The organism is Methylobacterium organophilum (assembly GCF_022179465.1).
GTDB classification, from domain to species: Bacteria; Pseudomonadota; Alphaproteobacteria; order Rhizobiales; family Beijerinckiaceae; genus Methylobacterium; species Methylobacterium organophilum.
Map to the genome: position 1 here is coordinate 125,130 of NZ_BPQV01000001.1, position 21,679 is coordinate 146,808.

22 protein-coding genes are annotated in these 21,679 nt (G+C 71.8%); 10 read left to right on the forward strand and 12 right to left on the reverse strand.

From position 1 onward, the window contains the following. Position 1: 1 nt before the first annotated feature. The 3 genes from MFF21_RS00540 to MFF21_RS00550 all read right to left on the reverse strand — a co-directional run bounded on the left by MFF21_RS00540 (position 2) and on the right by MFF21_RS00550 (position 1,106). Positions 2-283: a hypothetical protein gene (locus MFF21_RS00540; RefSeq protein ID WP_238309236.1), complete on the reverse strand. Its 282-nt coding sequence runs from the start codon at positions 281-283 to the stop codon at positions 2-4. Between the two features lie 386 nt (positions 284-669). Then, entirely contained in the window at positions 670-840 is a 171-nt protein-coding gene (locus MFF21_RS00545) for a hypothetical protein (RefSeq protein ID WP_238309237.1), read from the reverse strand. Further along, positions 837-1,106, reverse strand: coding sequence for a hypothetical protein (locus tag MFF21_RS00550; protein WP_238309238.1), 270 nt, complete (start codon positions 1,104-1,106; stop codon positions 837-839). Before MFF21_RS00550 ends, MFF21_RS00545 begins: the two co-directional genes overlap by 4 nt. A 138-nt stretch (positions 1,107-1,244) precedes the next feature. On the opposite strand from MFF21_RS00550, the gene MFF21_RS00555 reads away from it, so the two are divergent. From MFF21_RS00555 to MFF21_RS00570, 4 genes are all read left to right on the forward strand, one after another. Beyond that, positions 1,245-2,099 carry a DUF6502 family protein gene (locus MFF21_RS00555; RefSeq protein WP_238309239.1) on the forward strand — a complete coding sequence of 285 codons (855 nt, stop codon included), beginning with the start codon at positions 1,245-1,247 and terminating at the stop codon, positions 2,097-2,099. A gap of 9 nt (positions 2,100-2,108) precedes the next feature. Continuing rightward, positions 2,109-3,467 (forward strand): DUF5666 domain-containing protein, encoded by a 1,359-nt coding sequence (locus MFF21_RS00560; protein ID WP_238309240.1) that lies wholly within the window; start codon positions 2,109-2,111, stop codon positions 3,465-3,467. Positions 3,468-3,532: 65 nt separating this feature from the next. Then, positions 3,533-3,940: a DUF3307 domain-containing protein gene (locus MFF21_RS00565; protein WP_238309241.1), complete on the forward strand. Its 408-nt coding sequence runs from the start codon at positions 3,533-3,535 to the stop codon at positions 3,938-3,940. 85 nt (positions 3,941-4,025) lie between these two features. Beyond that, positions 4,026-5,318, forward strand: coding sequence for an adenylate/guanylate cyclase domain-containing protein (locus MFF21_RS00570; protein WP_238309242.1), 1,293 nt, complete (start codon positions 4,026-4,028; stop codon positions 5,316-5,318). 87 nt (positions 5,319-5,405) lie between these two features. On the opposite strand, the gene MFF21_RS00575 is transcribed toward MFF21_RS00570, so the two are convergent. The 5 genes from MFF21_RS00575 to MFF21_RS00595 all read right to left on the reverse strand — a co-directional run bounded on the left by MFF21_RS00575 (position 5,406) and on the right by MFF21_RS00595 (position 12,820). Beyond that, positions 5,406-5,681: a hypothetical protein gene (locus tag MFF21_RS00575; protein WP_238309243.1), complete on the reverse strand. Its 276-nt coding sequence runs from the start codon at positions 5,679-5,681 to the stop codon at positions 5,406-5,408. Positions 5,682-5,934: 253 nt separating this feature from the next. Then, positions 5,935-8,019 (reverse strand): hypothetical protein, encoded by a 2,085-nt coding sequence (locus tag MFF21_RS00580; RefSeq protein WP_238309244.1) that lies wholly within the window; start codon positions 8,017-8,019, stop codon positions 5,935-5,937. 25 nt (positions 8,020-8,044) lie between these two features. Continuing rightward, positions 8,045-10,879 (reverse strand): DUF4159 domain-containing protein, encoded by a 2,835-nt coding sequence (locus tag MFF21_RS00585; protein ID WP_238309245.1) that lies wholly within the window; start codon positions 10,877-10,879, stop codon positions 8,045-8,047. 11 nt (positions 10,880-10,890) lie between these two features. After that, on the reverse strand, positions 10,891-11,805 hold the full coding sequence (locus MFF21_RS00590; RefSeq protein WP_238309246.1) for a DUF58 domain-containing protein: 915 nt from the start codon (positions 11,803-11,805) through the stop codon (positions 10,891-10,893). Positions 11,806-11,809: 4 nt separating this feature from the next. Next, positions 11,810-12,820, reverse strand: a complete 1,011-nt coding sequence (locus MFF21_RS00595) for an AAA family ATPase (protein WP_238309247.1) — start codon at positions 12,818-12,820, stop codon at positions 11,810-11,812. A gap of 211 nt (positions 12,821-13,031) precedes the next feature. Here MFF21_RS00595 and MFF21_RS00600 point away from each other — a divergent pair, with 211 nt between their 5' ends. From MFF21_RS00600 to MFF21_RS00620, 5 genes are read left to right on the forward strand one after another with little or no spacing between them, the layout of a single operon-like run. After that, positions 13,032-13,460, forward strand: a complete 429-nt coding sequence (locus MFF21_RS00600; RefSeq protein ID WP_238309248.1) for a PaaI family thioesterase — start codon at positions 13,032-13,034, stop codon at positions 13,458-13,460. Between the two features lie 14 nt (positions 13,461-13,474). Then, positions 13,475-14,050 carry a DUF1285 domain-containing protein gene (locus MFF21_RS00605; protein WP_238309249.1) on the forward strand — a complete coding sequence of 192 codons (576 nt, stop codon included), beginning with the start codon at positions 13,475-13,477 and terminating at the stop codon, positions 14,048-14,050. After that, on the forward strand, positions 14,047-14,712 hold the full coding sequence (locus MFF21_RS00610) for a CoA pyrophosphatase (protein ID WP_238309250.1): 666 nt from the start codon (positions 14,047-14,049) through the stop codon (positions 14,710-14,712). The genes MFF21_RS00605 and MFF21_RS00610 overlap by 4 nt, the downstream gene beginning before the upstream one ends. Positions 14,713-14,723: 11 nt before the next feature. Beyond that, a complete protein-coding gene (locus MFF21_RS00615; RefSeq protein WP_238309251.1) occupies positions 14,724-14,981 on the forward strand; it encodes a DUF6111 family protein in 258 nt (85 codons plus the stop codon). Then, on the forward strand, positions 14,978-16,213 hold the full coding sequence (locus MFF21_RS00620) for a CCA tRNA nucleotidyltransferase (protein WP_238309252.1): 1,236 nt from the start codon (positions 14,978-14,980) through the stop codon (positions 16,211-16,213). The genes MFF21_RS00615 and MFF21_RS00620 overlap by 4 nt, the downstream gene beginning before the upstream one ends. An 8-nt stretch (positions 16,214-16,221) precedes the next feature. Here the strand turns inward: MFF21_RS00620 and MFF21_RS00625 are convergent, their stop codons facing one another. Further along, entirely contained in the window at positions 16,222-16,419 is a 198-nt protein-coding gene (locus MFF21_RS00625) for a hypothetical protein (RefSeq protein WP_238309253.1), read from the reverse strand. A gap of 237 nt (positions 16,420-16,656) precedes the next feature. Here MFF21_RS00625 and speG point away from each other — a divergent pair, with 237 nt between their 5' ends. After that, a complete protein-coding gene (gene speG / locus MFF21_RS00630; RefSeq protein ID WP_238309254.1) occupies positions 16,657-17,211 on the forward strand; it encodes a spermidine N1-acetyltransferase in 555 nt (184 codons plus the stop codon). Positions 17,212-17,253: 42 nt separating this feature from the next. Here the strand turns inward: speG and MFF21_RS00635 are convergent, their stop codons facing one another. The 3 genes from MFF21_RS00635 to MFF21_RS00645 form a co-directional block, all read right to left on the reverse strand. Continuing rightward, positions 17,254-19,095, reverse strand: coding sequence for an NADPH-dependent assimilatory sulfite reductase hemoprotein subunit (locus MFF21_RS00635; protein WP_238309255.1), 1,842 nt, complete (start codon positions 19,093-19,095; stop codon positions 17,254-17,256). A gap of 192 nt (positions 19,096-19,287) precedes the next feature. After that, positions 19,288-21,063: a diflavin oxidoreductase gene (locus MFF21_RS00640; protein ID WP_238309256.1), complete on the reverse strand. Its 1,776-nt coding sequence runs from the start codon at positions 21,061-21,063 to the stop codon at positions 19,288-19,290. A gap of 112 nt (positions 21,064-21,175) precedes the next feature. Next, positions 21,176-21,679: an Lrp/AsnC family transcriptional regulator gene (locus MFF21_RS00645; RefSeq protein WP_238309257.1), complete on the reverse strand. Its 504-nt coding sequence runs from the start codon at positions 21,677-21,679 to the stop codon at positions 21,176-21,178.

Below are 21,679 nucleotides of genomic sequence, written 5' to 3' on the forward strand. Positions count from 1 at the left end.
CCTACGGTTCGATCGCCGCCGTGCCCGCGCTCACGGCAAGGGCCTGTCGCGCCCCCTCGCAGCCCTGGCCCGCTTCGTCCGGGCGTCCGTGCGCCTCGCACCGCCGGGCGTTGTCGATCGGCGGAAACAAGGCCCCCAGGCCGCTCGCGACGCCGTGCAGGATCGGATCGTAATCCGAACCGAAGCCGCGGGGATGCGGGTCGGCGGCGGAGAGGAAGCGGAGGTGGGTCGGTGTGGACATGGAGGGCAGGGAGCCGCTGTTGTCGAGCGCGTATCCCCGCATAATTCCGCCCGGCCTCCCCGGTTCAGGGCCGCCGCCGATCATTCTACGTCTTGGGGCCGACTCTCGGCCCGCGATTGTTCGATTTGGACTTCGGCACGGGCTTCGCGCTCTCTGGCTTGTCGGCCAGGAGCCGCTTCACGCGCTCATTGAAGTCCGTTGCCGAGACGGACTGAGCGCCGCCGACATTCGCCGTACGAACCATGATGTCCTCTGCCGAGCTGCCCAAGGCACGCGATTGCGCAGAGGGTATCCTTCATATGGAGGAGAGCGGCCGCGGGACGAGGGGCCTCACCGAAATAAAGGACCATGATGGCGATCCGCGCCGGCGGAGACCGTGGGACACCCGTCTCCCACGGCCGAGCGGCGGATCCGCGCGGTCGCCCGGCTCAGAGCGCCAGCAGGAGCGGGCCCACCACGCAGGCCGAGACGATCAGGCACAGGGCGAAGTCGAGAATGCGCTCGCCGCCGCAGGACTCCTCGAGATCCGGGTCCAGTCGGGCCTCGCGGCGAAGCCCGTGGCCCATGCCGCGCAACAGGCGTGTCGACGCCGCGATCATGGCCGGAGATCCTCGATCCGATAGGTTCGCTTCGCCGCCCCACCCGGAGGGCTTGAGGGCAGGGCGGCGAAGGCTCGCACCGCCGTCTCGCCGTCGCCGCGGGTGAGCGCGGCCACGGCTTGCCCGGCGACGGGCGAGAGCAGGACGGCCGCGAGCAGCAGGCCGCGTTGCAGGGGTCTCAAGGAGAGGTCCGCGAGAGACGGCCGCGCCCGGCGCAGCCGCAGCCCCTCGGGGGACGGTGACAACGGCGGATGGATCTCCGTCACGTTCGATCTCCGTGGGAAATTTGACCACACAAAGTTACGTGTGCAAAAATCCCACGTCAACGGCAAAATCGCCGATCAGGCCTGGAAAGGGCAGATTGTGGGATTGTCTCCCACGCATAGCCTTCTAAGACTCGCGGAATGTCCGAGCCGATCGATCCAGCTCCGCCCGAAGGCACCGCGCTGCATGCGCCGGTGGCGCGCCTGCTGCGGCCGCTGGTGCGGCTGTTCGTGAGCCGGGGCATCACCTTCCCGGCCCTGACGAACCTGCTGCGCGAACTCTACGTCAACGTCGCGGAATACGATTTCGCCCTGCCAGGGAAGGAACAGACCGACAGCCGCGTGAGCCTGCTCACCGGCATCCATCGCAAGGAGGTGCGGCGCCTGCGCGGGGCGGGCGCCCCGGTGAGCCAGGTGCCGGCGGTGGTCTCGCGCACGAGCCGCATCATCGCCCGCTGGATCGCGGCGCCGGAATTCACCGATCGCCAGGGCCGCCCCCTGCCCCTGCCGCGGGCGGCGGAGGAGGGAGCCGCCTCTTTCGAGAGCCTGGTGGCGGGTGTGACCCGCGACGTGCGCCCGCGCGCCGTGCTCGACGAGTGGCTCGACCGGGGCCTCGCCGTCCTCGACCCGCAGGGCCGCGTCGTTCTTCTCGAATCCGCCTATCTGCCGCGCGGAGGCGGCGAGCCGCAGCTCTATTATTTCGGCCGGAACCTGCACGATCACGTCGCCGCTTCGGTGGAGAACATCCTCGGGGAGGCGCCCCGTTTCCTGGAGCGCGCGGTGCATTACGACGGCCTGTCTGCCGAACTCGCCGAACGGCTCGAGGCCCGTGCCCGCGAGATCGCCATGGATGCCCTGCGGCAGGCCAATGCCGAAGCGCATGCCGCCTGCGAGAGCGATCCGGGGGGGCGCCACCGCTGGAACTTCGGGATCTACGTCTACCGGGAGGAGGCTCCGCCCGCGCCCGGCGCATCCAACGCCGACGCGACGGCCTGAGGCGGCCCCGTGCGCGAACCCTCCGACCATCGCGGCGGCACCCGACGGGCGCTGCTGGCGCTCCTGACCGGTGTCGCCACCCTCTGGCGGCCGGGGCGCTCCCCCGCCGCTCCCGACGCGCCCGAGGATCGGGGCATCGGCGGCACCGGAGCTAGGCCGACCGAGGAGGAGACCCCGGGCGGCGACCGCGGCATCGGCGGCACCGGCGTGATCGGCACGATCCGCCGGTTCGGCTCCATCATCGTCAACGACCTGCGCATCACCTATCCGGCCGATGTCGCGGTGCGCATCGACGGCGAGCCGCGGCGGGCCGGCGACCTGCGCATCGGCCACGTGGTGCGGGTGGTGGCCACCGACGCCGAGGGCGCCCTCTCCACCCGGGCCATCGAAGTCAACAGCGAAGTGGTCGGCCCGGTCGAGGCGGTGGGCCAGGGGCGCCTCACCGTGCTCGGGCAGAGCGTGTCGACCGTGAAGTCCGGCGCCTGGAAGGTCGGCGACCGGGTCGCGGTCAGCGGCCTGCGCCGCCTCGACGGCGTGATCGTCGCGAGCCGCGTCGAGCACCGGGCGGAGGGTCCCGACCGCGTGGCCGGGCCGGTCCGCAAGGCGGCGAACGGCACGCCCGCGATCGGCGGCCTGCCCCTCGCCGGGCTGCCCCCCCGGCTCGTGGGCCGCCGCATCGTGGCGGAGGGGGCGATGCGCGACGGCGCCTTCGCCGTCTCGGGCGCCCGCGATGCGAGCCGACCCTTCCCGGCCGCGATCGGCCGGGCCTCGATCGAGGCCTATATCGGCCCGGGCCGGGACGGGCTGCGGCTCGGCTCGGGGCTGGGGGTCGCCGGAGCGCCGGACGCGGACATGCCCCGCGGCGGCAGCCGTCACGCCGTCCTCTCGGTCTCCCCCGGCCGGGACGGGCGCCTCACCCTCGACGGCCTGCGCTTCGAGGGCCGCGGCGGCCCGACAGGGCCGGGCGGTCAGCCCGGCGGCGGCTTCGGCCCGAACGGCGGGCTTGGCAACGGCGGGCCTGGCAACGGCAGTCCGGGCGGCGGCGGCCCCGGCAGCGGCGGACAGGGTGGGGGAAGACCCGGCGGGGGCGGCTTCGGCGGCGGGCATGGAGGCGGGCCGGGCGGCTATCCCGGCGCCGCGCCCGGCGGTGGGACAGGCCACGAATTCGGGCGGGGCCAGGGGCCCGGCGGCTACCCGATCGACACGCGCCCCGGCTTCGGTGGGGGAGACGGCTTCGGCGGCAGCCCATCGCCGGGCGGGGCCGGCAGCCCCGGCGGCTTCGGCGGCGGTGGTTTCGGCGGCGGCGGCCCGGGTGGCGGCGGCTTCGGCGGAGGCGGTCCCGGCGGTTTCGGCGGCGGGCGGCGGTGAGACCGCGTCTTCCTCGGGAAAGCTGGAAACCCGACGTTAACCCTGCCGCGCGAGCCTGACCGGCGATGCCGAGCCCGTCGATTCCGTCGCACGATACGGCGGCGGTCCTGGCGACCGCCGCGCTCGTCGCCCTATTCGCGTTGAAGCACGTCGTCGCCGACTTCCTGCTCCAGACGGATTGGATCGCCCGCGGCAAGGAGAGCCGGCGCGGCTGGCTGCTGCCCCTCTGCGCGCATGTGCTCTGCCACGCGGCGCTGACGCTCCTGATCGCCCTCGCCCTGGCGCCGCGCCTGTGGTGGCTCGCCCTCGTCGATTTCGCGATCCACATCGCCATCGACCGGGTGAAGACCCTCACGAGCCGCTGGGGGCCGTGCCGGCCGGGCCAGCCCCGGTTCTGGTGGCTGATCGGCCTCGACCAGTTCCTTCACCAGATCACCAATATCGGGCTCGCCGCCGCAATCCTGTTGATGTGACCGCGTTCCCACGGTCGAGATCGGCGACTGAACCGTTTACGGGGGGCGGGCGCCCTCGGAAGCGGCGCCCAACCCTGGAGATCGAATGAGTCCCGAGGCGCGCTCCGCGAGCACACACCGCGAGGGCGAGACCCATGCCGAGCGCCTCCTGCAGGGCGCGGCCGGCAGCCGCCTCATCGCCATGCACGCCCTCGTCGTGGTGGTGCTGCTCGCCATGGCCCAGAGCTACGACGGGTCGGTGCACGGGCTGAGCCATTGGGCGGTGCTCGGCGCCTATGCCGTCTGCTCGATCGGCCTCGCCCTGGCCGACCGCTGGGAGCGGCGCCTCGACGCCTTGGGCGTCGGCCATGCCGGGCGCACCGAGTGGCTCGCCTGGGCCTCGACGCTGCTGAACGCCGCCGTGGTCGTCTATGTCGAGGTCGAGCACATGCTCGCCGGCGTGGTGGCGGGCTCCGACGACGCCGCCACCGCGGTGAGCCGCCTGCCGGCCTTCCTGCTGCTGCTTCAGACCGCCCTGAGCATGCGGGTCTGGCACACGCTGGTCTTCTCGGGGGCGGTGGCGCTGGCCTGGGGCGGGGCGCTCCTGGTCGCCTCCCTGCGCGGCAGCCTGCTCGGGCCGCACGTGACCCTGACGGAGGAGGTCTCGGGGCTGCTCGCCTTCTGCGCGGCGAGCTTCGTGGTGGTCGATGGTGTGCGCCGGCTGCGCCGGGCGGTGGGCACGGCCCTCGGCCTCGAGCGCGAGCGCAGCCTGCTCGCCCGTTTCGTGCCGGGCAGCGTCGCGGCGCGGCTCGCGGAGGAAGGCGGTCTCGGCACGCCGCGCCTGCGCCATGCCTGCCTGCTGGCCCTCGACATCCGCGGCTTCTCGGCGATGAGCCGGGCGCGGCCGCAGCCCGAGGTGGTGGAGGCGCTGCTCGGCGTGCGGGCCCTCGTCCACGGGGCAGTGACCGAGCAGGGCGGCATCGTCGACAAATATGTCGGCGACGGCATCCTGGCGCAGTTCGTGGTCGGCTCGGTGGAGCGGCAGATGACCGGCGCCCTGGCCTGCGCCCGCACCATCGAGGCGCGGCTCGCCCGCCTCAACGGGGACCGCGAGCGCCAGGGCCTGCCGCCCCTGCGCGTCACCATCGCGCTTCATGCGGGCGACGTGCTGGTCGGCGTGTTCGACGACGGCTTCCGGGCCGAATACACCGTGCTCGGGCCGGCGATGAACCTGCTCGCGCGGCTCGAATCCCGCGCCAAGGCGGCGGACCTGACCCTCGCGGCCTCCGAGGATTTCGCCCGGCTGCTCCAGGCCGAGCAGGCCGCCGGCGTGCGCCGGGTGACGACCGCGCCGGGCGAGGAGATCGCCCTCTATGCGATCGAGGACGGCCGCCCCTGAGCCGTGCAACGAAAAACCCGCCCGGCGCAGGCCGGACGGGTTTCTGGAAGGGGCGAAGGCGGCGCTGAGGCGCCGAAAGGCCATCGCCTAGCGGGCGGTGCCGGAGCTCCAGCGGGGGTTCACCGGGGCAGCGCGGCGCACGTTATGGGCGCCGGCATTCTCCGAGAGCATCGGCGCGCCGAGGATCTGGCCGGTGCCGCGGCTCTGGGCCCAGACCGACTTCGGATCGTGATAGGGGTCGCTGATGTAGGAGCTCATATGGGCGCCGCCGGCGGCCTGCTGGCTGCCCTCGGCCAGGGCGAAGGCCGCGGCGGGGAACGCGATGGCGGCGGCGAAAGTGGCGGCAGCTACGATGTGCTTCATGAATTCATCCCTTCCTTTATCTCAGTTTCGGCTCCGGAAACTTTTGCTCCTCGAACCTGAACTGAAGATAGGAGAGATCTTTCTGAATATCGGTGCGTGACGGCACGTCCTTGCTGTTGCCCTTTAATCCACCGGCTCGTTTCGGCCGCGTGCCGGTCCGCACGCCAACCGGTCGCCGCTTTAATCCGACGGGATGAACCGGAGGGCGCCCCGTGTGCGGCCGGCGCACAGGCTGCGCCGTTTCGGGCCGGGCTCAGGCGGCCCGGCCCCGACGTCCCTCGACCAGCCACATCGCCAGAACGGCGGCCGCGAGCGCCGCGAGCGCCCAGAGGCCGACCGCGAGGGGATAGACCTCGACGCCGCGGATCGTGGCGCTGTCGCTGGGGCGGAAGCCGATCCAGTCGGCGCCACCCAGGCGCCCGCCGCGCACGATCTGCAACCGGGGCACCACCGTGTTACCGGAGGCGTCGGCGAGGCGACGCACGGTGCCGCCGGAGCCCTCGGCGACGGCCTTGGTCCGCTCGGTATCGCTGAACACGTCGGCGAGCTCGCGCGGATTGGCCGGCCCGACGCTGACGAAGGCGACGAGATTGCCCGCGCGCACGGTATGCAGGCCGAGGCGCTGGGCCTCGAAGGTGGCGCTGAACAGGCCGGGCTCCGCCTGCTTGAGGTCGAGCCGGCGCTCCTCGCCGGTGGGACCGGTGACGGTGACGGGCTCAGCGGTCTCCGCCATGGTCTGGCGCTCGATGCGGACCTCCCGGCCATGGCCGGTGGTCTGGGCGCGCAGGGCCTCCTCTTCGAGGGCCGGCTCCTTCATCAGCCAGTGGGCGAGGCGGCGCAGCAGGTCGAGATAGGGGCCGCCCTGCTGGTAGCCCCGGGCCCAGAGCCAGGCCTGGTCCGACAGCATCAGGGCGACGCGGCCCTTCTCCTCCCGGGAGAGGGCGAGGAGCGGCTGCCCGTCCGCCCCCTGCATGATCGGCTGCACGCCGGGCCGGACCTGGGCCGCGATCAGCCGCACCCAATCGCCCCAGTTCGGCGGATTCGCCTCCGAGCCGGGCAGCGCCCGGGTGACGGGATGGCGCTGGCCCGTCTCGGTGAGCGCCGCCTTGTAGGGCTTCTCCAACACCTTGCCGCTCGGATCGCCCGGCAACACCGCAGCGAGGCGGGTTCGGGCGAGGCTCGCCGGGCTCGCGAATTCCGGCCCGGCCGCGATCAGCACCGCGCCCCCCTCGCGCACGTAGCGGACGATGTTGTCGAAATAGGCCGAGGGCAGCACGCTCTGGTTGGCGTAGCGGTCGAAGATGATCAGGTCGAAGTCCTTGATCTTCTGGACGAACAGCTCGCGCGTCGGGAAGGCGATCAGGGAGAGCTCGGAGATCGGCGTGCCGTCCTGCTTCTCCGGAGGGCGCAGGATGGTGAAGTGGACGAGGTCGACGCTGGCGTCCGACTTGAGCAGGTTGCGCCAGGTGCGCTCGCCCTGGTGCGGCTCGCCGGAGACGAGGAGCACCCGCAGCTTCTCGCGGATGCCCTCGATCGGGAGCACGGCCCGGTTGTTCACCGTGGTCAGCTCGCCCGGCAGCGGATCGACCTCGATCTCGACGACGTTCGGGCCGCCATGCTCGATCTTGGTGGTGAGCGAGAAGGGTTGGCCGGTGGGGAAGGTCCGCCGGCCGATTTCCTCGCCATCCCGACGCACGGTGACGGTGGCCTGACCGGTGCCGCCGCGCTCCTGCACCTCGGCGCGGATGGTCAGATCCTTGCCGACGATGCCGAAGCGGGGCGCCTCCAGGAGCTTGATCTGGCGGTCGCGCTCGTCGGCGTGCCCCGTGACCAGGACGTGGAGCGGCGCCTTGATGCCGAGCGCCTCGAGCGAGGGCGGCACGTCGTGCACCACGCCGTCGGTGAGCAAAACCACACCGGCGAGCCGCTCCGGCGGCACGTCGGCCAGCGCCTGGGTCAGCGCCGTGAACAGCTTGGTGCCGTCGTCGCCCTCATGGGTGTCGGTCACGTCGATGAAGCGCGGCTCGATATTGGCGAGCGTGCCGAAGCGGCGCTGCAGCTCGGCGCGCACCGCATCGGTCATTTGCGGCCGGTCGCCCAGCGCCTGGGAGCCGGAGCGGTCGACCACGATCGCCGCGACATCCTTCACCGGGTCGCGGTCCTCGCGCACGAGGGAGGGATTGGCCAGCGCCGCGAGCACCAGGGCCAGGGCGATCGCCCGCAGCAAGGCGGTGCGCCCCCGCGCCACCAGGGCGAGCACGGTGAACAGGGCGACCACCACCCCGAAGGCGGCGAGCACCGGCCAGGGCACGAGGGGCGTGAAGCTGAGGCTCAGCATGGGGCGGTACTCTGCGCGACGGTCCTCACTGCCCCAGCCGCTCCAGCAGCGCGGGAACGTGGACCTGATCGGCCTTGTAGTTGCCGGTCAGCGTGTAGATCACGAGGTTGATGCCGCCGCGGAAGGCCATCTCCCGCTGGCGCTGGTCGCCCCCGGACAGGGGATAGAGCGGCTCGCCGCGCCGGCCGATGGCCCAGGCGGCGGCGAGATCGTTGCCGGTGATCACGATCGGCGTCACGCCGTCGCCGGCCCGGGCGGGACGGCGCTCGGCCCCCTCGGCGGCGGGCGGCAGCGCCTCGACCCAGGTCTGGCCGCTGCTGTAGCGGCCGGGAAAGCTGTCGACGAGGTAGAAGGCCTTGGTGAGCACGTGGTCGGCCGGCACCGGCTCGAGCTCCGGCACCTCCAGCGTCGCGAGCATGCGGCGCAGATAGGCGCCCTCCGGCGTGGCCGGGCCGCCGGGCCGGGCGGTGAGGGCGTCGCGGGTGTCGAAGATCACCGTGCCGCCGTTGCGCATGAAGGCGTCGATCTTGCGGATCGCCGCCTCGCCCGGCTGCGGCCGGCTCGGCACGATCGGCCAGTAGATCAGGGGATAGAAGGCGAGCTCGTCCTTGGCCGGATCGAGACCGACCGGCTCCCCCGGCTCCAGGGCCGTGCGCGCGGCGAGCATCTGGGTCAGACCGGACAGGCCGGCCCGGCTCGCCGCGTCGGCCGCCGCATCACCGGTGACGACATAGGCGAGCCGGGTGATGAGGGCGGATTCGACGCCGTTGGGCCGGTTGGCCGCCGCCTCCTGCGCGAAGGCGGGCCGCAGGGTCTCCCCCTGCCACGCGAGGAGACCGAAGGCGAGGAGGGCGAGCGCCGCCGGCCGGTTGCGCAGGCGGCCGAGGCCGCCGCGCCCCTGGCCGAAGAAGCCGCCGAGCCAGAGCGCGGCCACCGTGTCGAGGACGAGGAGCAGCAGCGCCGCGCTGAACAGGGCGGCGCGCAGGTCGATCATCTCGGCCCCGGCGAGCCCCGCCCGGCGCACGTCCCGCAGGCCGGCGAGGTCGAGGGGCACGAGGCGGTCGCCCGGCTTCATCGCATTGACCGCGATGCCCCCGTCCGGCGGCCCGTAGAAGCCCGGCGGGTGCTCGTAGGTCGCCCAATCGGCGTAATCCGCCGCCACCGCGGTGGCCGTGGCGGGGGGCGAGCCGAGCGCCCCGAAGCCGTCGAGGGTAAGGCGCGGGGCGAGCACCGCCGCCTTCGCCCCGGCGGCGCCCTCCCCCGCGGGCTTGGCGGCCCCGGCGAGGCCGACGACCCGGCGCAGCATGTCCACGAACAGTCCGGACAGGGGCAGGTTCGACCAGGTCGTGTCGGCGGTGACGTGGAACAGCACGAGCAGGCCCTGGCCGCGCTTCTGCGCCGTGACGATGGGCGTGCCGTCCTGCAGGGAGGCCCAGGTGCGGCCGGGCAAGTCGCCGTCGGGCTCCGCCAGGATCTGCCGGCGCACGCCGATATCGGCCGGCGGCGTCAGGCCGGAAAAGGGTCCTTCCTGCGGGAAGGGCGCCAGCGTCTTCGGGCTGTCCCAGGAGAGCGTGCCGCCGAGGGAGCGCCCGCCCCGGCGCAGGCGCACCGGCACCAGCGGATCGTTGCCGGCGGCGAGCCGCGGCCCGGCGAAGCGCAGGAGCAGGCCGCCCTCGTCCACGAACTTTTCCACCCGCACCTCGGTCTTCTCGTCCAGCGCGCCGACATCGGCGAGCACCAGCACCGAGACCTGGTTGTCGAGCATCTGCGCCACGGCTTCCGCAGTGCCGACTCCGCCGCGGGGCTGCTGCACGTCGGCGAAGGGGCTGAGCGCCCGCGAGAGATAGTAGGTCGGCGCGAGCAGCGGCTGCGACTGGTCCAGGGTGCCGCCGAAGACCAGGCCGACCCGGCGGCGCTTGCCGCGCTCGTCCATCAGCACAACGGCCCCGGCGGAGCGTTCGCCCGCGATCTCGAGCCGGGCGATGGTGTTGCGGATCTCCACCGGCAGGTCGAACCCGACCTCCGCTTCGGTCGCGTCGGGGGCGAGGGTGAAAGGCGTCTCGGCAAGGGGCAAGCCCTTCTGGTCGAGGGCGCGCACGAGGCCGGCATCCCGGCCGTTGGGGGCGGCGCGCAGCACCTGTGCCACGAGCCGGCCGCCATTCTCCGCGGCCGAGAGGCCGAGCGCCGGCGGGCGCTCGGCGGCGCGCAGGGTCAGGGCAGTGCCGTGCCGCTCCACGATCCCGGCGAGGGCCGTGCCGAAGGTGCCGGGCTCGGTGCCGGCGACCCCGTCGCTGATCCAGACCAGGGCCGCGTCGGGATTGCGCTCGAAGAAGGCGGCGAGCGCACTCACATGCGCCTCGCGGTCGGCCCGGAACGGGCGCGGCTGCAGGGCGCGCAGGCGCTCCAGGGCCGCGGCCGGGGCGCGGGCCTCGATGGCGCCGGCGGGCTCGGCCGTGGCGAGGAGGGCGACCGGGCGCCCGTCGCGGGCGGCGGCCTCGATCTCGTCGCTCGCCGCGCGCTGGCGGTCGCGCCAGTCCTGGGCGGCGGTGACGCCGTTGTCGAGGAGCACGAGGAGCGGCGTGCGCCCGGCCGAGGCGCCGATCCCGGCCGGGTTCCAGACCGGGCCCGAGACGGCGAGGATCAGCAAGGCCGCGGCGAGGATGCGCAGCAGCAGCAGCCAGGGCGGCGTGCGGGCCGGCGTCTCGCGCTTCGGCAGCAGGTCGAGGGCGATGCGCAGGGGCGGGAAGGCGATGCGCCGCGGGGGCGGCGGCGTCACCCGCAGGAGCACCCACAGGACTGGCAGCCCCACCAGGGCGGCGAGGGCGAAGGGTGCGGCGAAGGTCAGCGGAAGTCCGAACAAGGGCGCGTTCCTCAGCCGCTTCCGCGGGCGGCGGCGACCAGGGTGAGCAGGCGCAGGGCCGCCTCGCTCGCCGGCCGGTCCGTGCGATGGATCGTCAGGGTCCAACCTTGTGCCCGGGCGATCTCCGACAAGCCGTCGCGATGCTCGGCGAGCCGCCGCCGGTAGGCTTCGCCCCAGGCTCCGGCATCGCCGATGTCGAGATGCCCCCCCCCCTCCGGATCGTGCAGGCTCGCCTGGCCCGCGAAGGGGAAGGTCTCCTCCACGGGATCGACCACGGCGACGAGATGACCGTGGGTGCCGCCGCCCCCGATCGCCTGCACGCTGGCACGGACCTGGTCGAGGGGCGAGAGGAAGTCGCTGACGAGGATCGCCTCGTCGAAGCGGCCCGGCGTGGCCGGGGGCGGCCGGTCCTGGGTCAGGCCCGCCTCGTCGCGCACCAGGGCCTGGGCCAGGCTCTCGACCACGTTGCGGCCGGCGCTCGCCCGGGTCAGCCCGAGCAGCCCGACCCGCTCGCCGCCCTCGACGAAGGTCTCGGCCAGGGCGAGCCCGAGGACGAGCGCCCGCTCGACCTTCGACACGAGGGCGAGGTCGGAGGCGAAGCCCATGGAGGCGGAGCGGTCGATCCAGAGCCAGATGTTGTGGGCGGCCTCCCATTCCCGCTCGCGGACATAGAGCCGGTCGTCCCGGGCCGAGCGGCGCCAGTCGATGCGCGCGGCGGCCTCGCCCGTGACGAAGGGACGGAACTGCCAGAAGCTCTCTCCCGGCCCCGCCCGGCGCCGCCCGTGCAGACCGTGGGCGAGGGTGCTGGACACCCGGCGCGCCTCCAGAATCAGGCGCGGCATCCGCTCCGCGAGCGCCTGCGCGTCCTGGATGGCGGGACGATCGGGCCGGCGCTCCGCGCCATCGAAGAGGCGAGGCGAAGCCATCCGCTCAGAGCTTGCCGACGAGCTGGCCGATCAGGCCGGTCACGGTCTCGCCATCGGCCCGCGCGGCGAAGGTGACCGCCATGCGGTGCTTGAGCACCGGCTCGGCGAGGGCCTTCACGTCGGCGATGGAGGGGGCGACGCGGCCCTCGATGAGGGCGCGGGCGCGCACGGCCAGGGTCAGCGCCTGGCTGGCGCGGGGGCCGGGCCCCCAGAGAAGCTTCTTGGCCACCGCCGGATCGCCGCCCTCGGGGCGGGCGGCCCGCACGAGATCGAGGATCGCATCGACCACGGCGTCGCCTACCGGCAGGCGGCGCACGAGGCGCTGGGCGGTGAGCAGCTGCTCGGTGGTCATCACGGCCCGGGCGTGCTGGTCCTCGACGCCGGTGGTCTCGACCAGGATGCGGCGCTCGGCGGCGCGGTCGGGGTAGCCGACGTCGATCTCCAGGAGGAAGCGGTCGAGCTGCGCCTCGGGCAGGGGATAGGTGCCCTCCTGCTCGATCGGGTTCTGGGTCGCGAGCACGTGGAAGGGCCGCGGCAGGTCGTGGCGCTCGCCGGCCACCGAGACGAAATGCTCCTGCATCGCCTGGAGCAGGGCCGATTGGGTGCGCGGGCTCGCCCGGTTGATCTCGTCGGCCATGAGGAGTTGCGTGAAGACCGGCCCCTTCACGAAGCGGAAGGAGCGGCGGCGCTCGGCATCCTCGTCGAGGATCTCGGTGCCGAGGATGTCGGAGGGCATCAGGTCCGGGGTGAACTGCACCCGGCGGGCATCGAGCCCGAGGACCGTGCCGAGGGTCTCGACGAGCTTGGTCTTGGCCAGGCCCGGCAGGCCGACGAGCAGACCGTGGCCGCCGGCCAGGATGGTGACGAGGGCGAGGTCGACCACCTTCTCCTGGCCGAAGATCACCCCATGGATCGCCTCGCGCGCCTGCCCGATCGCTTCGAGGCAGGTTTCGGCTGTGGCGACGATGCCCTCATCGAGGCTGGTCGTGCCGGCCGTGGCGGCGCCCTGTGCCATCGGATCCCCGTCTCCTGATGCGGCCGCCCGGAAGAACGGCCCACGAAATGTGCAAGTCTGGAACCGAATCCCGCCGCATGGCAAGCGCCGGGGGCACGCGGCATTTCGCATCCGCCCTATCTGGCCGAGTGGGAAGCCCTCCGGAGGCGGCGCCTTTGCGCCCGCCCCGCTCCTGGCCCATCATGGGCGCGGAGAGGCAGAGGATGCGCGGATGAACGAAGGCAGCGGCATGGGGTTTCCGGACGGGTGGGAGGCCTTCACCGACCCGGGCTTCGTCGCCCATGTCGGGCCGATCTATCACCGCACGGCGGAGGGCCGGAAACGCTTCGCCTTCCGGGCCGAGGAGAAGCACGGCAACCTCGTCGGCCTCGTCCATGGCGGCATGCTCCTCACCTTCGCGGACCGCGCCCTCAGCATCTGCGTGATGGAGGCGCTCGAGGGCGCGAAATGCGTGACCATCGAGATGACGAGCCAGTTCGTCGGCGCGGCCCAGATCGGCGACCTCGTCGAGACCAGCCCGGAGGTCGTGCGCAGGACGTCGTCCCTGGTCTTCGTGCGCGCGATCCTGACCAGCGGCGACCGGCCCCTCGTCTCCGTCTCGGGGATCTGGAAGGCCTTGCGGGACAAGTCGGGCGGCTGAACCGGATTTCTTCGATGAGCGAGACGGCAAACGACCCCACCTTCTCCCGCCTGAGCGCGGCCCTCGGCAGCCTGCCCCCGCGCGGATTGCCGCCGGTCGAGCGCTGGAACCCGCCCCATTGCGGCCGGATCGACATGCGGATTGCCGCCGACGGCACCTGGTATCACGAGGGGACGCCGATCCGCCGGCCGGCGCTGGTGAAGCTCTTCGCCTCGATCCTGCGCCGGGAGCCGGACGGGGAGATCGTGCTGGTGACGCCGGTGGAGCGGGTCGGCATCACCGTGGAGGACGCGCCCTTCGTCGCCGTGGAGATGGCGGTGGAGGGCGAAGGCGAGAGCCGTCGCATCGGATTCAGGACCAATGTCGACGATCTCGTCTCGGTGGACGACGACCATCCCCTGCGCTTCGAGCAGGGGGCGGACGGGGGCCTGCGGCCTTATCTCCATGTCCGGCGCGACCTCTGGGCCCTGGTCAGCCGGTCCCTGACCTACGATCTCGTCGGGATGGGCGAGGAACGCATGATCGACGGACAATCCTGGTTCGGGCTCGCGGCGGCCGGCCGCTTCTTCAGGATCGCCCCCGCCGCATGAGATTGCTCGATGCCGCGGCCGCCGGCCGCCCCGACACGATCGAAGACTTCCTCGCCCGCGCCGAACGGCTGCTGAACCGTCATCCGCCCGGCCTGGGCGGCCCCTTCGCCAATCCCCGCGGCGACCACAGCCTCGACCCGGCCGGGCTCGCCCATGTGCCGGGCGCGCCGCATCGCCTGGCCGCGGTACTGGTGCCGGTGGTGGCCGGCCCGGAGGGCCTGTCGCTCCTGTTCACGACCCGCGCCGCGCATCTGCGCGACCATTCCGGCCAGATCGCCTTTCCCGGCGGCAAGATCGAGCCCGGCGACGCGACGCCGGCGGACACCGCCCTGCGCGAGGCCGAGGAGGAGGTGGGCCTGAACATCGGCGAGGTCTCGCCGCTCGGCTATCTCGACCCCTATCTCTCGGCCACGGGCTTCCTGGTGACGCCGGTGGTGGGCCTGGTGAGCACGGGCGCCCGCATCGCCCCGAACCCGGCCGAGGTGGCGGACGTGTTCGAGGTGCCGCTCGCCTGGCTGATGGACCCGCTGCGCTTCGCCGTGCATTCCCGCGCGTGGAAGGGGCGGATGCGCTACTTCTACGCCATTCCCTTCGGCGAGCGCCTGATCTGGGGCGTCACCGCGGGCATCGTGCACAACCTCTACGAACGCCTCTATCGGTAAAGCCGGAGCGCATGGGTCGTCTCGTCCTCCAGGAACTCGCGGTGTTCGCGCTGCCCTTCCTGGCTTTCGCCGCCTACCTGCTCTTCGCCCGGCGCTCGCCCCTCGACCGGATGCAGTGGGATCCCTACTGGACCCGGCTGGTGATGGCGGGGTTGTTCGCGGTGGTCGCTTCCCTCGTCATGACCGGGATCACCGCGACTCGGCATCAGGACGGCTGGGTGCCGAGCCGCATCGAGAACGGCCGCCTCGTGCCGGGGCATTTCGAGTGAGCGCACACCGCCTCGACCCTGACGGCCCCGGCCGCCTTCTGGCCCGTCCGGGCGTGCAGGTCTGCCTGGCCGCGCTCCGGGTGGAGGGCGAGGCGACGCGGCTCGTCGGCGGCTGCGTGCGCGACGCGCTCCTCGGCCGGGACGGGGCGGATATCGACCTCGCCACCACCCTGCTGCCCGAGGACACCCTGGCGCGGGCCAGGGCCGCCGGCCTCAAGGCCGTGCCGACGGGCTTCGAGCACGGCACCGTGACGCTCGTCGTGGACGGCGAGCCGCACGAGGTGACGACCCTGCGGGAGGATATCGAGACCGACGGACGCCATGCGGTGGTGCGCTACGGCCGCGACTTCGCCCGGGACGCCGAGCGGCGCGACTTCACCATCAACGCCCTCTCGCTCTCGCAGGATGGCCGGGTGCACGACACCACGGGGGGCCTCGCCGATCTCGCAGCCGGCCGCGTCCGCTTCATCGGGGATGCGGCCACCCGCATCCGCGAGGACGCCCTGAGGATCCTGCGCTTCTTCCGCTTCCACGCCCGCTACGGGCAGGACGCGCCGGACCCGGAGGGACTGGCGGCCGCGATCGCCGCCCGCGACAGCCTCGACCGGCTCAGCCGGGAGCGTGTGCGGGCGGAGCTGCTCAAGCTGCTCGTCGCCCCGCGCGCCGTGGAGGCGATCGCGACCTTGAGCGCGACCGGCCTGCTCGGACGCATCACCGGGGGCGTCGGCGAACTCGGACGTCTCGCCCGGGCCGCGCGACAGGCCCCGTACTCCGACATCGCGCGCCTCGCCGCCCTTTCCGTGCAGAGCACCGCCGATGCCGGGCGCCTGCTCGAGACCCTGCGCCTGTCCAAGGCCGAGCATGCCCGTCTCCTGGCCTATGCCCGGGCGCTGGCGCGGCTGCACGGCCTGACGGAGGTGGATGCGCGCGGCCTCCGCGCGTTGGCCGCGGAGTTCGGGCCGGAGGCGGTCCGCGACGTGCTGGCAGCGGTCGAGGGAGAGCCCCGTCCCCGGATTTCACGTGAAGCACGGGCCGCGCTCGATGCGCTCGACCATAAACCCGTGATGCCGCTCAGCGGCGGCGATCTCGTCGCCGCGGGATTGACCCCGGGGCGCGCGCTCGGCCAAGCGCTCGCCGCGGCGAAGGCCCTCTGGCTGGCGGAGGGATGCCCGACGGACGATGCCGCGCGGGCGCGGCTGCTGGACGCCGCGCTGACCTCGGCGCAGGCCTGAGCCGGGTGTCAGGATCCGAATTGCGAGCCGAGCTGCTCAAGATACTCGGCGAGGTCGACGCCGCCCACCCGGGTGCCGTAGGCGAAGCGCATGCCCTGGCGGATATCGATGCTGGCGCGGCGGGTGGTCAGGGTGAAGGGCTTCACGCAGACCCATTCCCCGTCCCGCCGATGCTCGAAGAAGCGTAGAATCTCGTGCCTGGCCATCGCCCTCTCCCGCGCCCGGATACCGCCGGCGAGAGAACGGGCGAAATGCTCACAAGGTTCACCACGTCATGAGAATTTTCGACGCGTCACGGCTAAGCTTTCCCAGTCTCCCAAGCATTGATGATTCGCAGGAATTTTGGTGCATGGGACAGTAAAGCGCAACCGTCGCGCTCCCGTCATGGAGCCGGCGCAAGAACGCCGATCCGACCCCTCTCCCCGCAACCGACTGACCGCCCCATGCCTGCCCATATCAAGCTGAGACCGCTGGAACGGGAGGACCTGCTCTTCGTCCACCAGCTCAACAACAACGACAGCATCATGCGCTACTGGTTCGAGGAGGCCTACGAGTCCTTCGCCGAGCTGTCGCAGCTCTACGAGCGCAACATCCACAACCAGACCGAGCGACGCTTCATCATCGCCACGGAGGACAACCAGCCGGCCGGGCTGGTGGAGCTCGTCGAGATCAACCACCTGCACCGGCGCTGCGAGTTCCAGATCGCGATCCATCCCAATTTTCAGGGGCGCGGCTACGCCAAGCGCGCCACACGCATCGCCATGGACTACGCCTTCAGCGTGCTCAACATCCACAAGCTCTACCTGCACGTGGACAAGGACAATGCCCGCGCGGTCGGGATCTACGAGAGCTGCGGCTTCAAGCCCGAGGGCATCCTCAAGGACGAGTTCTTCGTGAACGGGCGCTACCGCGACGCCGTGCGCATGTGCCTGTTCCAGCCGGCCTATCTGAAGCAGCGGGGGGCCGGCGACGTGCTGGAGCCGGTGCTGAAGACCTGACGGAATCCGGCTGCCCGGGACCGGGCAGCCGGGACGCCCTTGTCAGGCCACGGGCTGGAGCGCGCCGGTCCGCTCGTGGAAATCCGGCCCGTTGCCGGTCTTGGCCACGTAGCCGGCGCGGATCACGAAGTCGCCGAAATGCTCGCCCTTCCGGCGCCCCTTGGCATAGGCCGCGAAGAGGGGATCGAGGGTCGCGCGGATCTCGCCGGCCGTGACGTCCTCCTTGTAGAGCTTGCTCAGGCGGGAGCCGTCGAAGGCGGCGCCGAGATAGAGGTGGTAGCGCTCGGGGCCGCGGCCCACGAGGCCGATCTCGGCGATGTAGGGCCGGGCGCAGCCATTCGGGCAGCCGGTGGATCGGATGGTGATCTCCTCGTCCTGCAGGCCGTGTCGGGCGAGGCTCTCCTCCAGCTCGGAGATCAGGTCCGGCAGGTAGCGCTCGCTCTCGGCGAGGGCCAGGCCGCAGGTCGGCAGGGCCACGCAGGCCATGGAGTTGCGGCGCAGCGCGCCCGCGCCCTTGGTGAGGGCGTATTCGTCGACCAGCGCCTCGATCTCGGCGCGCTTGGCCGCCGGCACGTTGGCGATGATCACGTTCTGGTTGCCGGTGAGGCGGAAATCGCCCTCGTGCACCTGGGCGATGCGGCGCAGCCCCGAGAGGAAGCGCGGGCCGCCCTCCACGTCCTTGATGCGGCCCGAGGGCACGTAGAGGGTAAGGTGGTGGCGCCCGTCCTCGCCCTCGACCCAGCCGAAGCGGTCGCCGTTGCCGGTGAAGGTGAAGGGCTTGGGCTCCTCGAGCTTCTTGCCGAGGCGGTTCTCGACCTCGGCCCGGAAGGCGGCGAGGCCGAAACGCTCGATCGTGTATTTGAGCCGGGCGTTCTTGCGGACCTTGCGGTTGCCCCAGTCGCGCTGGACCGTCATCACGGCCTCGGCGACCTTGAGGGCGTCCTCGGGCTTCACGAAGCCCATCACGTCGGCGGTGCGGGGGAAGGTGTCGGTCTCGCCATGGGTCATGCCCATGCCGCCGCCCACGGTGACGTTCCAGCCCGTCACCTTGTTCTTCTTGTCGAGGATGGCGATGAAGCCGAGGTCGTGGGCGAAGATGTCGACCTCGTTGGAGGGCGGCACCGCGACTACGATCTTGAACTTCCGCGGCAGGTAGGTCTTGCCGTAGACCGGCTCGACCACCGCCTCGTCTTCGCCGCCGACCACGCGCTCGCCGTCGAGCCAGATCTCGCGCCAGGCCTGCGTCTTCGGCAGCAGCGTGTCGGAGATGTCCTTGCCGAGCTGGTAGGCTGCCTTGTGGGCGCCCGCCTGGGCCGGGTTCGTCGCGGCCATGACGTTGCGGTTCACGTCGCCGCAGGCCGCGATCGTGTCGAGCAGCGCCGAGTCGATCGCCGCCATGGTCCGCTTGAGGTTCGACTTGATGACGCCGTGATACTGGAAGGTCTGGCGCGTGGTCGCGCGCAGGGTCCCGTTGGCGTAGGTCGTCGCGATGTTGTCGAGGATCAGCCACTGCTTCGGCGTTACCACGCCGCCGGCGATGCGCAGGCGGATCATGAAGCTGTAGGCCTTGTCGAGCTTCTTCTTGGTGCGCTCGGGCCGCAGGTCGCGGTCGTCCTGCAGGTACATCCCGTGGAACTTCACGAGTTGCCCGTCATCGTCCGAGATGGCGCCGGTGGCGTGCTTCAGGAGCCCGTCGGCCAGCGTGCCGCGCAGATAGCCGCTCGCGATTTTGATGTGCTCGTTGTGGGAGAGGCCGGCCGCCCGGGCCGCCTCCGCATCGTCGATCGGCCGCCCGGTCGGCGGCGTCTCGTAGCGGCGCGCGCCCACGCCGGGCGTCTCCACGGCGGGCCCGTCGGTGGTGTCGATCGGCTTGTGGTCGTCCATGGCGGTGATCCGATACCTGCAGCCCTCCCCCTCTGCGGGGGAGGGTGCCTCGCGGATGCGAGGCGGGAGAGGGGAGCGACGGTGCAGCCTAGCTGCGCCTGCCGCGAAATCTCCGGAGGCCGGGGTCCCCTCACCCGACCCCCTCCGGGGGCCACCCTCTCCCGCGGCGGGGAGAGAGAGCGTCGCGTGTCTTCAGTACACGTCCTGCTGATAACGCTTGGCGCGCTCCAGGGACGCGACATGGGCCTCCGCATCGGCAGCGCTCAGGCCCTTCACCGACTGGAAGGCGCGGACCACGGCGGCGCGGACGTCCTTGGCCATGTTCTTGGCGTCGCCGCAGACATAGAACGAGGCGCCCCCATCGAGCCAGGCGACCACGTCCGCCGCGTTCTGGTCGATCCGATCCTGCACGTAGATCTTTTCCGGCTGGTCGCGGGAGAAGGCCACGTCGATCTTGGTGAGCGAACCGTCCTCCAGGGCCTCCTGCCATTCGAGCTGGTAGAGGAAGTCGTGGGTGAAGTGGCGGTCGCCGAAGAACAGCCAGGCGCGGCCTGGGGCTTCCGTGGCGCGGCGCTCCTGCAAGAAGGCGCGGAAGGGCGCGACGCCGGTGCCGGGGCCGACCATGATGATGTCGGTCGCCGGATCTGCGGGCAGGCGGAAATGCTTGTTCGGCTTCACCCGCACCCGCAGCTTGGCGCCGTTGGCGATCCGGTCGGCCACATGCACCGAGGCGACGCCGGAGCGGGCGCGGCCATGGGTCTCGTAGCGCACGGCGGCGATGGTCAGGTGCACCTCGTCGCCGACCTCCTTGCGGGAGGAGGCGATGGAATAGGCCCGCGGCGGCAGCGGCCGGGTGACCGTGTTGAGGTGCTCGGCCGTCAGCGTCACGGGGAAGCGTTCGAGCAGGTCGATCAGGTGCCGGCCCTCGATCCAGGCCTTCACCTCGCCGCTCTCCACGAAGGCCTGCGCCTCGGCATGACCGGTGGCCTTGGCGAAGCGCTCGACCGTGGTCGGCGACAGGGTGGTGATGTCGCGCTCGGCGAGCAGCGCCTTGCGCAGGGCTTCGTCGCCGGACAGCCCCGTGGCCTTCAGGATCTCCTCGACGAGCTGCGGGTCGTTCTCGGGGAAGATCTCCAGGGAGTCGCCGGGCTCGTAGGCGGGCGCCCCGCCCTCGAATTCGAGGGCGAGATGGATCGTCTCCTTGTCCGAGCGCGAAGAATTCAGGTTGATGTGGTCGATCACCTCGACCACCACCGGCTCGCGGCTGAGCTCGGCCTCCTCCTCCTCGCCGCCGGTGGCGCGGAAATCGACCGCCACGACGTTGCCGCCGGCATCGGCCGGGGCCAGGGCCTTGAGCGCACCCTTGATCCAGTCGGCGGCAGGCTTCTCGAAATCGAGGTCGAGATCGGCGCGGTCATAGGCGCGCTTGGCGCCGAGGGCCTCGAAGCGCGCGTCGAGCGCCTTCCCGATGGCGCAGAACTCCGCGTAGCTGGTGTCGCCGAGCGAGAGCACGCCGAACTCGACGCCGTCGAGCCGCGGAGCACCCTCCCCCATCAGCTCGCCATAGGCGCGCACGGCCCGGGCCGGGGGCTCGCCCTCGCCCCACGTGGCAGCGATGGCGATGAGCCTGCCGGCCTTGGGCAGGATGGCGAGATCGAGATCGGCGAAATCGATCACCTTCGGCTTGAAGCCCTGCTTGCGCGCGAGCTTGCTCACATCGCCGGCAAGCTTCTCCGAGTTGCCGGATTCGGAGGCGAAGACGATCGTCAGCGGTTCCGCCGCCTTCGGAGCCGCCGCCGGCTGCGCCGCGGCCTCGGGCTGGATGCCCGCGGCGGCGTCGAGCCCGGCGAGGAAGCCCGTGAGCCAGGCGCGCTGGATCGGCGTCGCCGTCACCAGGACGGAGTCGAGGCTTGCCCGTTCGCGCTCGTCGAAGGGGGCCGTGCGGGGAAGGATCGCTTGTCGAGACATTATACGTGCCATGTCGTCTGCCAGCGCGCCGCTGTCAACGGAGGAACGTCCGTTTTACAGAACAGGCCCACGAGAGAACGAGCCTTTTGCGCGCGCAGCAAGTTAAAGAATTTTATTCTCCGACCACGGCGAGCTGCGGGGTCGCGCGGCCGCGGGGCGGCGGGGCGGGCAGCGGCAGGGCGGTGGTGGACTTCACCTTCTCCATGGCGAAACGCGAAGTGACGTTCTTCAGCGGCAGCGTCGCGATCAGGTTCTTGTAGAAGGTGTCGTAGGCGGACATGTCGGCCACCACGACCCGCAGCATGTAGTCCACGTCGCCGGCCATCCGGTAGAATTCCAGCACCTCCGGCATCGCCGCGATGCGGTCCGCGAATCGCTCCAGCCAGTCCTTGGAATGGTCCGCCGTCTCGATGGAGACGAAGACGGTCAGGCCGAGTCCGAGCTTGACGGGATCAAGCACCGCCACGCGGCGGTCGATCACGCCATCGGCCTCCAGCCGCTGGATGCGCTTCCAGCACGGGGTCTGCGACAGGCCGACCTGCTCGCCGATGGCGGCGATCGAAAGGGTGGCGTCCTTCTGGAGGAGCGCAAGGATCTTGAGATCGATCGAATCCAA

Bases quoted from the DNA above. Each gene is read 5' to 3' on its own strand.
- MFF21_RS00590 (WP_238309246.1), bottom strand. From the start codon at position 11,805: ATGGCTTCGCCTCGCCTCTTCGATGGCGCGGAGCGCCGGCCCGATCGT.
- MFF21_RS00545 (WP_238309237.1), bottom strand. From the start codon at position 840: ATGATCGCGGCGTCGACACGCCTGTTGCGCGGCATGGGCCACGGGCTT.
- MFF21_RS00555 (WP_238309239.1), top strand. From the start codon at position 1,245: ATGTCCGAGCCGATCGATCCAGCTCCGCCCGAAGGCACCGCGCTGCAT.
- MFF21_RS00595 (WP_238309247.1), bottom strand. From the start codon at position 12,820: ATGGCACAGGGCGCCGCCACGGCCGGCACGACCAGCCTCGATGAGGGC.
- MFF21_RS00580 (WP_238309244.1), bottom strand. From the start codon at position 8,019: ATGCTGAGCCTCAGCTTCACGCCCCTCGTGCCCTGGCCGGTGCTCGCC.
- MFF21_RS00640 (WP_238309256.1), bottom strand. From the start codon at position 21,063: ATGTCTCGACAAGCGATCCTTCCCCGCACGGCCCCCTTCGACGAGCGC.
- speG (WP_238309254.1), top strand. From the start codon at position 16,657: ATGCCTGCCCATATCAAGCTGAGACCGCTGGAACGGGAGGACCTGCTC.
- MFF21_RS00575 (WP_238309243.1), bottom strand. From the start codon at position 5,681: ATGAAGCACATCGTAGCTGCCGCCACTTTCGCCGCCGCCATCGCGTTC.
- MFF21_RS00565 (WP_238309241.1), top strand. From the start codon at position 3,533: ATGCCGAGCCCGTCGATTCCGTCGCACGATACGGCGGCGGTCCTGGCG.
- MFF21_RS00605 (WP_238309249.1), top strand. From the start codon at position 13,475: ATGAGCGAGACGGCAAACGACCCCACCTTCTCCCGCCTGAGCGCGGCC.
- MFF21_RS00615 (WP_238309251.1), top strand. From the start codon at position 14,724: ATGGGTCGTCTCGTCCTCCAGGAACTCGCGGTGTTCGCGCTGCCCTTC.
- MFF21_RS00610 (WP_238309250.1), top strand. From the start codon at position 14,047: ATGAGATTGCTCGATGCCGCGGCCGCCGGCCGCCCCGACACGATCGAA.
- MFF21_RS00540 (WP_238309236.1), bottom strand. From the start codon at position 283: ATGCGGGGATACGCGCTCGACAACAGCGGCTCCCTGCCCTCCATGTCC.
- MFF21_RS00570 (WP_238309242.1), top strand. From the start codon at position 4,026: ATGAGTCCCGAGGCGCGCTCCGCGAGCACACACCGCGAGGGCGAGACC.
- MFF21_RS00625 (WP_238309253.1), bottom strand. From the start codon at position 16,419: ATGGCCAGGCACGAGATTCTACGCTTCTTCGAGCATCGGCGGGACGGG.
- MFF21_RS00600 (WP_238309248.1), top strand. From the start codon at position 13,032: ATGAACGAAGGCAGCGGCATGGGGTTTCCGGACGGGTGGGAGGCCTTC.
- MFF21_RS00635 (WP_238309255.1), bottom strand. From the start codon at position 19,095: ATGGACGACCACAAGCCGATCGACACCACCGACGGGCCCGCCGTGGAG.